Origin of the sequence: Leucobacter sp. NPDC058333, from assembly GCF_042726155.1 — a bacterium.
GTDB lineage: Bacteria > Actinomycetota > Actinomycetes > Actinomycetales > Microbacteriaceae > Leucobacter.
Map to the genome: position 1 here is coordinate 140,620 of NZ_JBHXHV010000004.1, position 12,004 is coordinate 152,623.

At 67.2% G+C, this 12,004-nt stretch carries 15 protein-coding genes and 1 pseudogene; 9 read left to right on the forward strand and 7 right to left on the reverse strand.

The window, feature by feature from the left end; translation table 11 throughout:
- Nucleotides 1–105: 105 nt before the first annotated feature.
- The 3 genes and pseudogenes from ACFWHR_RS13480 to ispF all read left to right on the forward strand — a co-directional run.
- Nucleotides 106–588, forward strand: a pseudogene (locus ACFWHR_RS13480) (CarD family transcriptional regulator); the annotation flags it as partial.
- A 72-nt stretch (nucleotides 589–660) separates the two neighbouring features.
- A complete protein-coding gene (gene ispD, locus ACFWHR_RS13485; RefSeq protein ID WP_382448829.1) occupies nucleotides 661–1,434 on the forward strand; it encodes a 2-C-methyl-D-erythritol 4-phosphate cytidylyltransferase in 774 nt (257 codons plus the stop codon).
- Nucleotides 1,431–1,952, forward strand: a complete 522-nt coding sequence (gene ispF, locus ACFWHR_RS13490) for a 2-C-methyl-D-erythritol 2,4-cyclodiphosphate synthase (protein ID WP_382448830.1) — start codon at nucleotides 1,431–1,433, stop codon at nucleotides 1,950–1,952. Before ispD ends, ispF begins: the two co-directional genes overlap by 4 nt.
- A gap of 160 nt (nucleotides 1,953–2,112) precedes the next feature.
- Here the strand turns inward: ispF and purM are convergent, their stop codons facing one another.
- Entirely contained in the window at nucleotides 2,113–3,222 is a 1,110-nt protein-coding gene (gene purM, locus ACFWHR_RS13495; RefSeq protein WP_382448831.1) for a phosphoribosylformylglycinamidine cyclo-ligase, read from the reverse strand.
- Nucleotides 3,223–3,345: 123 nt separating this feature from the next.
- Here purM and purF point away from each other — a divergent pair, with 123 nt between their 5' ends.
- Both purF and ACFWHR_RS13505 read left to right on the forward strand, forming a co-directional pair.
- Nucleotides 3,346–4,806: an amidophosphoribosyltransferase gene (gene purF / locus ACFWHR_RS13500; protein WP_382448832.1), complete on the forward strand. Its 1,461-nt coding sequence runs from the start codon at nucleotides 3,346–3,348 to the stop codon at nucleotides 4,804–4,806.
- A 31-nt stretch (nucleotides 4,807–4,837) separates the two neighbouring features.
- The gene (locus ACFWHR_RS13505; protein ID WP_382448833.1) at nucleotides 4,838–5,293 is read left to right on the forward strand and encodes a MepB family protein; all 456 of its coding nucleotides are present in this window, start codon (nucleotides 4,838–4,840) and stop codon (nucleotides 5,291–5,293) included.
- Between the two features lie 39 nt (nucleotides 5,294–5,332).
- Here the strand turns inward: ACFWHR_RS13505 and ACFWHR_RS13510 are convergent, their stop codons facing one another.
- From ACFWHR_RS13510 to ACFWHR_RS13525, 4 genes are all read right to left on the reverse strand, one after another.
- The gene (locus tag ACFWHR_RS13510; RefSeq protein WP_382448834.1) at nucleotides 5,333–5,743 is read right to left on the reverse strand and encodes a twin-arginine translocase TatA/TatE family subunit; all 411 of its coding nucleotides are present in this window, start codon (nucleotides 5,741–5,743) and stop codon (nucleotides 5,333–5,335) included.
- A 32-nt stretch (nucleotides 5,744–5,775) separates the two neighbouring features.
- Entirely contained in the window at nucleotides 5,776–5,970 is a 195-nt protein-coding gene (locus ACFWHR_RS13515; RefSeq protein WP_382448835.1) for a twin-arginine translocase TatA/TatE family subunit, read from the reverse strand.
- Nucleotides 5,971–6,000: 30 nt separating this feature from the next.
- Nucleotides 6,001–6,333 carry a hypothetical protein gene (locus tag ACFWHR_RS13520; protein ID WP_382448836.1) on the reverse strand — a complete coding sequence of 111 codons (333 nt, stop codon included), beginning with the start codon at nucleotides 6,331–6,333 and terminating at the stop codon, nucleotides 6,001–6,003.
- Between the two features lie 64 nt (nucleotides 6,334–6,397).
- Nucleotides 6,398–6,754, reverse strand: a complete 357-nt coding sequence (locus tag ACFWHR_RS13525; protein ID WP_382448837.1) for a sterol carrier family protein — start codon at nucleotides 6,752–6,754, stop codon at nucleotides 6,398–6,400.
- Between the two features lie 37 nt (nucleotides 6,755–6,791).
- On the opposite strand from ACFWHR_RS13525, the gene purD reads away from it, so the two are divergent.
- On the forward strand, nucleotides 6,792–8,045 hold the full coding sequence (purD, locus tag ACFWHR_RS13530) for a phosphoribosylamine--glycine ligase (RefSeq protein ID WP_382448838.1): 1,254 nt from the start codon (nucleotides 6,792–6,794) through the stop codon (nucleotides 8,043–8,045).
- A gap of 29 nt (nucleotides 8,046–8,074) precedes the next feature.
- Here the strand turns inward: purD and ACFWHR_RS13535 are convergent, their stop codons facing one another.
- Nucleotides 8,075–8,971, reverse strand: coding sequence for an SRPBCC domain-containing protein (locus ACFWHR_RS13535; RefSeq protein ID WP_382448839.1), 897 nt, complete (start codon nucleotides 8,969–8,971; stop codon nucleotides 8,075–8,077).
- Nucleotides 8,972–9,201: 230 nt separating this feature from the next.
- On the opposite strand from ACFWHR_RS13535, the gene ACFWHR_RS13540 reads away from it, so the two are divergent.
- The 3 genes from ACFWHR_RS13540 (at nucleotide 9,202) to purQ (ending at nucleotide 11,256) form a co-directional block, all read left to right on the forward strand.
- Nucleotides 9,202–10,134: a phosphoribosylaminoimidazolesuccinocarboxamide synthase gene (locus tag ACFWHR_RS13540; RefSeq protein WP_382448840.1), complete on the forward strand. Its 933-nt coding sequence runs from the start codon at nucleotides 9,202–9,204 to the stop codon at nucleotides 10,132–10,134.
- Between the two features lie 103 nt (nucleotides 10,135–10,237).
- Complete coding sequence (gene purS / locus ACFWHR_RS13545; protein WP_382448841.1) at nucleotides 10,238–10,549, forward strand: phosphoribosylformylglycinamidine synthase subunit PurS; 312 nt, start codon at nucleotides 10,238–10,240, stop codon at nucleotides 10,547–10,549.
- Entirely contained in the window at nucleotides 10,546–11,256 is a 711-nt protein-coding gene (purQ, locus tag ACFWHR_RS13550) for a phosphoribosylformylglycinamidine synthase subunit PurQ (protein WP_382449183.1), read from the forward strand. The genes purS and purQ overlap by 4 nt, the downstream gene beginning before the upstream one ends.
- 208 nt (nucleotides 11,257–11,464) lie before the next feature.
- Here the strand turns inward: purQ and ACFWHR_RS13555 are convergent, their stop codons facing one another.
- Entirely contained in the window at nucleotides 11,465–11,974 is a 510-nt protein-coding gene (locus ACFWHR_RS13555) for a GNAT family N-acetyltransferase (protein ID WP_382448842.1), read from the reverse strand.
- Between the last annotated feature and the right edge of the window lie 30 nt (nucleotides 11,975–12,004).

Below are 12,004 nucleotides of genomic sequence, written 5' to 3' on the forward strand. Positions count from 1 at the left end.
TGGGATTATCTTATCGGCGGCACCGGCGAGCTGCAGCTTAGGGTCGCCTAACTTGGCGGGTTTCGCTGTGATATTCTGGGGTCAGAATTGTGAAGGAGCAACGCGATGCAATTTGAGGTCGGTGAGACCGTCGTCTATCCACACCACGGTGCGGCGAAAATCATCGCGGTGAAGCAGCGTACGCTCGGCGGACGCGAGCAGACGTTCCTCACGCTGCAGGTCGACGAAGACGATCTCACGATCGAAGTGCCCGCTGAAAACTGCGAGCTGGTCGGCGTGCGCGATGTTATCGATAGCGCAGGACTTGCCGAGGTGCTCATGGTATTGCGCTCGCCCGGCGAAGACGAGCACTCGCTGTGGTCACGCCGATACAAGGCGAACATCGAAAAACTTGCCACGGGCGACGTCATCAAGGTCGCGGAGGTTGTGCGAGACCTGTGGCGACGCGATCGCCACATTCGCACACTTTCGAACGGCGAGAAGCGCATCCTGACAAAAGCGCGCCAGATCCTCGTGTCGGAGGTCGCGCTCGCGCAACGCACGGACGAGGCGGCCGCCGATTCCCTGGTCGAGGAGGCGCTCGCGTCGTACGCTGCGCCGGATCCAGCATCGCCGATCCTGACCGATGCTGCCCGCGACGCCGCCGGGTAGCATCGGCGCATGAGCAACTCAGCCTTCGTCACCGAGTCAGACGGCGCAGCCCCCCACCCGCTCGCAACGCTCGGGGTGATACTCGTCGGCGCCGGCCGCGGGGAGCGCCTCGGCGCGGCCATGCCGAAAGCGTTCTTCGAACTCCACGGGCGGCCACTCATCGAGTTCGGCATTGGGGTCGTCACCTCGCTCCCCCACGCGGGTCACCTGGTCGTCGTGGTTCCCGAGTCGCGGGCGGCGCAAACGCTGGAGCTGGTTGAGCAGGTACTTCCGGATCGCTCGCGGTGGGAGGTTTCCGTCGTGCCCGGGGGGCGTGAACGGCACGAATCAGTGCGCTTCGGCCTCGACGCGCTGCCCGACTCGATCGACACCGTACTCGTGCACGATGCCGCGCGCCCTTTTACGACCGCTGCGCAGTTCGAGCGGGTGATCGCAGAAGTACGACGCACCGGCGATGGCGCAGTGCCCGCACTTCGGGTGGTCGACACGCTCAAACGCGTCGACGCGGACGGTCTCATCCACGAAACGGTGGCTCGCGAGGCGCTCGTCGGCGTCCAGACTCCGCAGGGATTCGCGCGCGAGGTGCTCGCGGCTGCCTACGCCGATGCCGAGTTGCAGCTGGACACGCCAACCGATGACGCCGAGGTTGTGCAGCGGGGCGGCGGGCGCGTACGCACCGTGCCGGGCGAGCTGCGGGCGCACAAGCTGACGACGCCCGACGACATCGCGATCCTCGAACACTTCTTGGCCGCGAACGTCGCCGGTCTGGAGTCCGAGCAGTGATTCGCATTGGCACGGGGTTTGACGTGCATGCGTATGAGCGCGCGGGGTCAGTGGGGTCTGCAGTTGCCGGCGCGACCGGTGGGGTCGCATCGCCGCTGCGGCTTGCCGGGCTCGATTGGCCAGGCGAACCCGCGCTGGTAGGTCACAGCGATGGCGACGCGGTATGTCACGCGGTGGTCGACGCCCTCCTCTCGGCCGCGGGCCTGGGCGACATCGGCGAGCTCGTCGGCGTTGATGAACCGGGCGCGGCAGGCGCGGCGAGCACTGGTTTTGTGCGCGACGCGGTGGCTCGACTCGCGGAGGAGGGGTGGACGACGATCAACGTGTCCGTGCAGATTGTCGGCAATCGTCCCCGGTTCGCGGCGCGCAGGGCGGAGGCGCAGGAGGTGATGTCGGCGCTCGTCGGTGCCCCCGTCTCGCTCGCCGCCACGACGACCGACCACCTCGGCTTCACGGGCCGCGGCGAGGGCCTGGCGGTCATAGCCACTGCCCTGATTGAGCGAACCCTGGCCCCCTAACCCTCTACCCCCTCCTGCTCTCCCCCTCTACCCCTCCCTTTCTCCCCCTCTTTACCCCCACGCGGGTGAGCAATTCTCGACACTTTCCGGGCGCTGAGTGACAAAAATTGCTCACCCGCGAGGGGGCCGAAAGGCAGAGGGGCCAGGGAGCTTGGGCTCGCTAGTTCTTGTAGGAGCCCACCAGGCGCACCGCGCCGCCCTGCACGCCCTTTGCGCCCTGCTCGAAGCCATTGAAGTCGCGCTCGGTCGCCGAGACTGTGCCCGCTACCCAGGCATCGAGGCCCTCAGCGGTCAGCGCGGCGGCGACGTGCTGCGCCGAGGCGGCGTCAACAATCGCGAACATGCCGATGCCGAGGTTCCACGCCCCCTCGACAGATTCCAGGGTGTGCCCGCCAAGATCGGCGAGGTGCCGGAAGACCGGCAGTGGAGACCAGACTCCGCGATCCAGCTCTGTCCAGGTGCCGACCGGCAGCACGCGCGCCAGGTTTGCCGCGATGCCGCCACCCGTAACGTGCGAGAGCGCGTGGATCGCGCCGTCGAGCGCGGGGTCATCGAGCACCCGCAGTAGCGGCGACGTGTAAAGCGCGGTCGGCACGAGCAGCGCCTCGCCGTAGCTCGCGCCAAGCTCCGCGCTGTGATCGGTGTACGTGACGCCCTGCTCGGCCAGAATGTGGCGCACGAGCGAGAAGCCGTTCGAGTGCAGCCCTGAGGCGCCGAGAGCGAGAATCACGTCGCCGTCGACGACGCGCTCCGGGCCAAGTACGCGGTCGGCCTCGACCACGCCGACGGCCGCACCGGCCACGTCGTAGTCATCGACACCGAGCAGGCCGGGGTGTTCAGCGGTCTCGCCGCCCACAAGCGCGGTGCCCGTGGCTTCGCACGCCTCCGCGATGCCGCGCACGATGTCGGCGATGCGCTGGGGCACCACCTTGCCGCAGGCGATGTAGTCGGTCATCGCGAGCGGTTTCGCGCCGACGACGACGATGTCGTCAACGATCATCGCCACGAGGTCTTGCCCGATGGTGTGGTGAATATCCATCGCCTGCGCGATCGCGACCTTCGTGCCGACTCCGTCTGTGGCACTCGCGAGGAGCGGCCGGCGGTAATCCTTCAGTGCTGACACGTCGAACAGCCCTGCGAATCCGCCGACGCCGCCGATCACTTCTGGGCCGTGAGTCCGCGAGACGGCGGACTTCATCAGCTCGACGGCCAGATCACCGGCTGCGGTGTCGACTCCGGACTGGGCATAGATCGACGCGTTTTCGCTCACGCATCCAGAGTACCTTGCGCCGCGACCGGCAAGGATCGCTCACCCGGCAGGGTGTGGGACACTAGTGAGTGCGTCAACTCGACTCGACGCGCCACCCACCTCGCAGGGAGCATTCAATACAGCATGTGCGGCATTGTCGGAATCGTCTCGCCCGAACCCGTAAACCAGCAGGTATATGACAGCTTGCTGCTGCTGCAGCACCGCGGCCAAGACTCTACGGGTATCGCCACGCTCGACGGTGACGTCTTCCACATGGTGAAGGCGAAGGGTCAAGTGCGCGAGGCGTACCGCACCCGCGACATGCGCAGCCTCACCGGCAACGTCGGCCTCGGCCACGTGCGCTACGCCACCCGCGGGTCCGCGGCCGCAGAAGACGAGGCTCAGCCGTTCTACGTGGGCGCCCCGTACGGCATCATCCTCGTGCACAACGGCAACCTCACGAACACCCGCGAGTTGACAGCCGACCTGTACAACGTCGACCGTCGCCACCTCAATACGCACTCCGACACCGAGCTACTGCTCAACGTCCTCGCAAACGAACTCCAGTCGACCATCAGCGGCCTGTCACTCGACGCCGAGCAGGTCTTCAGCGCCGTCTCACGCGTGCATGAGCGTGTCGAGGGCTCATACGCCGCGATCGCCCTGATCGCCGGTTACGGGTTGCTGGCATTCCGAGACCCGTTCGGGATCCGCCCGCTCGTTCTCGGCCGCCGCACGAGCGCGAGCCGCGCCGATGAGTGGGTCGTCGCTTCAGAATCGCTCGTGCTTGAATCCGGCGGCTACGAGCGGGTGCGCGACGTCGAGCCGGGCGAAGCGATCCTCATCTCCCCCGATGGCAAGATGTCGTCGCAGCAGTGCGCCAAGGCGACGAAGCTCGTGCCCTGCGCCTTCGAGTACATCTATCTCGCTCGCCCCGACTCGGTGCTCAGCGGCATATCGGTGTATGAGGCTCGACTCCGCCTCGGCGACGTACTCGCCGAGCAGGTCAGCGCCGAACTCCCCGACGTCGAGATCGACGTCGTCATGCCGATTCCCGATTCGGGACGACCGAGCGCCATGCAGCTCGCTCAGCGCCTGGGCGTGCCGTACCGCGAGGGCTTCTTCAAGAATCACTACGTCGGCCGCACGTTCATCATGCCTGGGCAGGCGGTGCGCAAGCGCAGCGTGCGCCAGAAGCTGAACGCAATGAGCTCAGAGTTTGCAGGCAAGAACGTATTGCTCGTCGACGACTCGATCGTGCGCGGCACCACCTCGCGCGAGATCGTCGAGATGGCCCGCGCTGCGGGTGCGAAATCCGTGATCTTCGCCTCGGCAGCTCCCCCGGTCATCTTCCCGCACGTGTACGGCATCAACATGCCGTCCCGCAAAGAACTTATCGCTCACGGCCGCACCGCCGCCGAGATCGCCACCGACCTCAACGCTGACCACCTCGTATACATGAGCGTCGAGGGCATGAATCGCGCGATTCTCGCCGGTCAAGATCGCGTCACCGAGCTTGAGCAGAGCTGCTTCACCGGCGAGTACATCACCGGCAACATCGACGAGGAATACCTTTCCTGGGTCGAGGCGACGCAGGAAAGCTGAGGCCTTCTCAGCCTCCGCCCACTCACGCATCATGGCGTTCACGGCATTCGACCTCTACGTTGCGCACGCATTCGGTTCGGCCGACTGCGTGCGCTCAGTGGTACCCGAGGAGCAGAACAGCGACTACGAGGCCGGGCTAGCGGTGATCGAGGGTGAGCGCTGGCACATTCGCACCGCTCGTAACACCCCGACCAAGCCGGGCGCGTTCGTTGCGGTGTGGCGCCGGGATGCCGACGGGAACACGGTGCCACTTCCGGGCGACGACGAGTCGAACGGACTCCTCGTCTTCGTGTCTGACGGAACACGGCGCGGGGTGTTCCGGTTCACGGCAGAACATTTACGGGGACTCGGTGTCACCGAAACCGAGCGCCGACCGGGCAAACGCGGCTTCCGCGTCTACCCCGCCTGGTGCAGCGGTCTGAACGATCGCGCGACGGCGAGCCAGGCCGCGCAGGCTTCGGCGTTCACCGAGTTCGCTGCGGCGTAACCGGCGCCGCACGTACGCACCGCGACCGGGGACACTCGGTTAGCGCGCCGATGTCTCCGGGTCGACCGGGCTCTGGGGCACGGCGGGTGACGCAGGGGGCTCTGCCGTGCGGCCCGGATCGGCGGGACTTTGCGGTACGGCGGGTGATGCCGGGGGCTCCGCAGTGCGGGCCGGATCAGCGGGGCTCTGCGGCACAGCGGGCGACGGCGGCGGATCAGCGGGGCGCTCTGGCTCGACCGGGCTCTTCGGCACGGCCGGGGATGCCGGTGTCGGGTCGGCGGAGTCGGCGCTGCCGGTCGGCTCGACGCGATCCGAACTGACTTCCTTGCGGAGGATCTTCATCGACTGGCCCAGGCTCTTCGCGAGCGCAGGCAGTTTCGGTGCACCAAACAACAGCAGGATGATGAAGAGAATGGCAACGAGGTGCCATCCCGTGAGATTACCGAGCATGAGAAACGGCTCCGATCGTCGCGATATACAGCTTAGGAAGCGTCGGTCTTGGGCTCAGCGGTCTTCGCCTCTACCGTGGTGTCGGCGTCACTGCTGACCTCCTTGCGGAGGATCTTCATCGACTGGCCGAGGCTCTTTGCGAGCGCGGGCAGCTTCGGCGCACCGAACATGAGCAGGATGATGAACAGAACGGCGATGAGGTGCCACCCCGAGAGGTTTCCGAGCATTCGAGATTCTCCGAATCGTAGTTGTGTGGATTATCGCACGTCGGACTGAATGGCGACACCGGTGCCGCGCTGGCGGCGCACGGCCAGTCCGAGCAGCAGCGCGACGAGTCCGCCGACGCCCGCACCGATCGCCGCGCCGATCAGTGCCATGAATCCGACGACCTGACCGAGCGTGTACTCCGCTCCCTCCGCAACCGGGAAGAACAGGCACGCAAGCATGGCGACAACTGCGCCAACGACGATGCCCGCGATCAGCAGCCGCACGACTCGCACGGAGCGCTGCAGGGTGACCTCGCGCTCCGTCACTTCGACGACAGGCTCGTGCTCTGTCGGGACGACTGCTTCGGGATCGGGTTGACTCATGCCTCTATTGTCTCAGCCTCCGCTGGGTGCTCGCGCACCACCCTGAGAGCGCCTCCCCCGGGCGCTATCGCACCAGCGGCAGGAGGTTTCCCAGTACGGCGCGGGATCCCGAAGCGATGACCCTTGCGTCGCTGACGGCGGTGTCCCAGTCGAGTTCTCCACACGCCATCGCGATCCACGTCTTCGCATCGGTTTCAATGACGTTCGGGGGTGTACCACGCGTGTGCCGCGGGCCGCTCACGCACTGCGTCGCGCCGTACGGCGGCACGCGCACCTCCACGGTGTTGCCCGGCGCGCGCTCCGCCAGCTCCTCGAGCAGGTACCGCACCGCGGTTGCCACGTCTGCGCGTGCGGTGCTACCGGCGCGGGCCGCCGCGAGCGCCGCCCGACCGTCATCGATGGAGATCTTCCGTTTGGCCACGTGCTCAGCCTATCCACGCCCCGGTATTCTGGAGCGCGTGAAGATTCTCGTCTTGGGCCCCGGCGCCCGCGAACACGCCATCGTCCTCGCTCTGCTCGCTGAAGATGCCGATCACGACATCGTCTGCGCTCCCGGCAATGCCGGCATCGCGGCGAGTGGGGTGGAGACACCCGAGCTCGCCTACACCGATCCGGCAGCGGTCGCCGCATTCGTGCAGGATCGCGCGTTCGATCTCGTGATCATCGGCCCCGAGGCGCCCCTCGTCGCCGGTGTCGCAGACCCGCTTCGAGCAGCCGGCATCCCCGTATTCGGGCCAGACGAAGCCGCAGCCCAGTTGGAGGGCTCGAAAGCCTTCGCGAAGCGCGTCATGGACGAGGCCGGAGTGCCGACCGGCCGCGCAGCGCGCGTCACCTCGGTGGAGGAGGCCGGCGCGGTGCTCGACGAATTCGGTGCACCGTACGTAGTGAAGGCCGACGGGCTGGCCGCTGGCAAGGGCGTGCTCGTCACCGGGAACCGCGACGACGCAATCGCTCACGTGGCCACGTGGGCGCCGCACGGCGAGGTGCTCGTCGAGGAATTTCTCGACGGTCAGGAAGTCTCGCTGTTCTTCTTCGCAGACGGTCACGACGTGCTGCCGCTCAGCCCCGCTCAGGATTACAAGCGCATCTTCGACGGCGACGAGGGCCCCAACACGGGCGGCATGGGCGCCTACTCGCCGCTGCCGTGGGTGGCAGACGACTTCGTGGCTGAGATCACCCGCACGGTCGCGCTGCCGACCGTGCGCCAGCTCGAATCGGAGGGCACACCGTTTATCGGGCTGCTCTACTGCGGCCTGATCGTCACCTCGAAGGGTGTGCGCGTCATCGAATTCAACGCACGCTTTGGCGACCCTGAGACGCAGGTGGTGCTCGCGCGGCTCGAATCCCCGCTGAGCCAGTACCTACTCGCGTCGGCGAACGGCGATCTTGCCGCCCAGCCCGAGCCCGTATTCTCGCCAGATCCCGCCGTAATCGTGGTGGTCGCAAGCGAGGGGTACCCCGGCGACGTGGTCACCGGGCGCCCGATCACCGGCATCAACGAAGCTGAGCAAATCGCGGGCGTGCACGTGGTGCACGCGGCGACTGCGCGCACCGAAGACGGCGGCTGGATCGCGACCGGCGGGCGCGTGCTCGGCGTCGTGGCGCGCGGCGCCGACTTTGCCGAGGCCCGCGCTCGCGCTTACGAGGGTGTCTCGCGCATCTCGCTCGAGGGCAGCCAGTCCCGCACAGACATCGCCGCCCGCGTGGCGTAGCGCTCGGCTAGTTCCCCGGCAATGGCCGGTTAGTTGCCGCGGATGAGTGTGTCGAAGTCAGGCTCTTCGGGGTCTTCGCGCTCTTCTTTCAGCTCCGAGGCGACCTCGGGCTCGGGCTCAACTTCGGGCTCGAGCTCGGGCTCAACTTCGGGCTCGAGCTCGGGCGCAACTTCGGGCTCGGGCTCGGGCTCGACCTCAGCCTCGGCTCCCCGCCCCCGGTCGAGCTCGTCGCGGTCGATTTGAACAGTCTCATCGAGGTCTGCCGGCTCGTCAGTGACGACAGCGACCGGACCGGTTTCAAGCTCCGGGTGGTCGCCGACGGCCGGCTCGGCCTCAAGTTCAAGCTCTTCATCGCTCGACTCTGCGCGAGCGTCGGTGTCTGAAAGCTCATCGTCTTCAAGCTCACCGTCGACCTCCGGCGCCACGACCTCAAGCGCGCCGACTGCGGCTGCGGCCACCGGCGCGGCGTCTCGCTCACCGAAAGCACCCGCGGACTGTGCCGCCTCAAGCGCGGTCACCAGGTCGCGCAGCAGCACCTGCCATCCCTCTTGCGATGCGGCGGCGCGTTCAGCAGCGGCGGGGAGCGCGTCGAATCCCGTTTCGGTAACCGTGATTCCGGTATCAAGGCCCTGGGTGCGCAGCGTGACGAGCACCGCAGTGTCGCGATCGTCACCCGCTTCGCGCCAGGTGAACCCGATCGCGTGGCCCTCGACCCAGACGTCGACGACTCCGGCGGCATCGCGGCTCACCGCGTCGTCGCCCTCTCCCTCGGACCAGCGCTCGGCGACGGTGCCGCCGACGCGAGCGTCGAGCTGAAGCTCTGGCCACCACTCCGCGCGGCGATCTTGCTCCACGAGGTAGGTCCAGGCTGCTGCGCGCTCGACGCCCACTCGACTCCGCGCCACCACAGGCCCCAGCGGGATCATAGTTCTCCTCATATCGCTCGCACCGACCCCTCCGATCGGTTGCCCGAATACTTCGCGCACGCGTGAAATTCGGGCTTAACACAGAGCGTAACTGCACCCGCTGACATCTTTGTTCCAAACCGGGTGATTTACAGGCGAATACTGCCCAAATCGAGATGTAGGAGACTCGCGCGGCGATCCACCACCGGGTGCGCCGACGAGCGGGGCTCGCGCAGTGCGAGAATGTTCGGGTGACTCATCTCCCCGCTCCCACGCAGCTCGCCGGTTGGACCCACACGTACTCCGGCAAGGTTCGTGACCTGTACACGCCGGCTAACGGCTCGGCCGCGTATCTCTTGGTCGTCGCGAGCAATCGCGTGAGCGCGTTCGACCACGTGCTCGAGCCGCCGATTGCCGGCAAGGGGGCACTGCTGACAGCGCTGTCGAACTGGTGGTTCGACCGTATTGAGCTTCCCAACCACCTGGTGCCCGCCGGTGCGGGTGGCGCGGATTCCCCTCCGGCTGTCCCTGCCGAGGTGGCCGACCGCGCGATGCTGACGCGCAGGCTCGACATGTATCCGATCGAGTGTGTAGTGCGGGGGGCGCTGACCGGATCCGGCTTCGCCGAATATGAGCGCACCGGGGCCGTCTGCGGCATCGAGCTGCCTTCCGGTATCGCAGACGGCGATCTGCTCGACACCCCCATCTACACTCCCGCGTACAAGGCGCCGCTCGGCGAACACGATGAGAACATTACGTTCGAGCGCAGCGTCGAATTGGTCGGCGAAGAGGTCGCGGCTGCCCTGCGTGACGCCTCGCTGAAGATCTTCACCGCCGCGCGCGAGCTTGCGGCCGACCGCGGCGTCGTGCTCGCCGACACCAAGTTCGAATTCGGTCGTGATCCGCGCACCGGCGAACTGGTGCTCGCCGACGAGGTGCTCACGAGCGATTCCTCGCGGTACTGGGACGCCGCAGTCTACGGCGACGACTCGCTCTCACGTCAGGATCGCCTCGCCTCGTTCGACAAGCAGATCGTGCGCAATTGGCTGGCGTCCCACTGGGACAAGACGGGAGAACCGCCCGTACTTCCCGATGAGATCGTCGCGCAGACGTACGACCGATATCGCGAGCTGTACGTGCGGTTGACCGGCGCCCAGCCGCCGTTCCCCGCGCCCGCCAGCTGAGCGCTGCGAAGCGCGCTGCGGTGCGCGATCCGGGATCGTCTGCGGCTCGCGCGATCCATGCGAGAATAAGTGTGTTCTTCACCACGAGAAACGGAGACCCCGGGTGCCCACGATTGTCGTTGATGTCATGCCCAAGGCCGAGCTGCTCGACCCACAGGGTAAGGCCACCACGGGGGCGCTCGCTCGTCTCGGCCACGAGAAGTTTGAGAACGTGCGCATCGGAAAGCGCTTTGAGTTTCAGGTCGCTGGCGAGGTGACCGATGCGGTGCTCACCGAGGTGCGCCAGCTCGCTGACGACATCCTGTCAAACGGGGTCATCGAAGACGTCGTCGCGATCAGCGTCGACGGGGTCGCGGTGCCAACCGGTGACGCTGCCGGTTCGGCCGCTGGCGCTTCCGCCGGCGAGGCTCGCTGATGCCGCGGATCGGGGTCGTCACCTTCCCCGGTTCCCTCGACGACCGCGACGCGCAGCGCGCAATCCGCATTGCCGGCGGCGATCCCGTCGCACTGTGGCACGCTGATCACGATCTGCAGGGTGTCGAGGCCATCGTGCTGCCCGGCGGCTTCAGCTACGGCGACTACCTGCGCCCCGGCGCAATTGCTGCGGTGTCGCCCATCATGACCGAGGTCGTGGCCGCTGCGAACCAGGGCATGCCTGTGCTGGGCATCTGCAACGGCTTTCAGGTGCTCGTCGAGTCGCATTTGCTGCCGGGCGGCCTGATTCGCAACGCGCACCAGCAGTTCATTCGCCGCGATCAGAAGCTGATCGTCGAGAACGCCGACACCGCCTGGACGCACCGCTTCACCCCCGGCGAAGAGATCGTGATCCCACTGAAGAACGGCGACGGCGGCTACATCGCCAACGACGAAACGTTGAAGTACCTCGAGGGTGAGGGGCTCGTCGCGTTCCGCTACGCGGGCGTGAACCCCAACGGTTCACTCAACGACATCGCCGGGCTCACCAACGAGCGCGGCAACGTGGTCGGCCTGATGCCGCACCCCGAGCACGCGGTCGAGGCGGGCTTTGGCCCGGATACGCCCGACGCAATGCGCTCGGGCATCGACGGCCTGCGCTTCTTCGAGAGCGCCGTCGAAGCGCTCGTCGCCCGCGCGGCGGCCTAGCGCGCTAGCGCCGCGCGCTCCCGCCGCGCTCTCGACTTCCGCTGAGCACGAGGGCAACCGCCGAGCGCGAGGGAACCTGACGGCGTTTTTCCCTCGTGCTCGGGGGTAACCCTCGTGCTCAGCGGGGATGGGCGCGCGGCGCGAGCCGGGCGGCGCGAGCCGGGCGGCGCGAGCCGGGCGGCGCGAGCCGGGCGGCGCGGGCCGCGCGCTAGCGCGGCAGGCGCAGGCCGTAGGAGCGGATGCGGAGCGGGCCGATGGTGCGCTCGATGGTGAACTCGCGCTCCGGAATCCGCTCGAAGCCCAATCGTTCGTACAGCCGGTGCGCGGCGACCATTTGCTCGCCGGTGTGCAGCACGACGCGGCCGAGCCCGCGCGAGCGCGCGATGTCAGCCGAGTGCTGCATGATCGCAGCTCCCACTCCGCGACCACGAGCTGCGCGCGAGACGCCGAGCAAGCGCACATCGAATTCGTCGTCGGCGGTGTCGTCGATCAGGCGCGTACCGGGATGCGGCACGGTAATCGTGCCGAGCAGTTCGCCGCTCTCTCGGTCGACCGCGACGAGCACCTCTGACACGGTGTCGCGACCGGCGACATCCTCAATTTCTGCGAGGTAGTCGTCTTCGAGCGGGTAATCCCCCTCGTACGCGGCACGCACCAGAGCGCCAACCGACGGATACTCCGCGGGGAGAACCCGCCGGATTTCGATCGTTTCATGCACCCCGAAAGCTTACTCCGGTGCGGGCGGTAC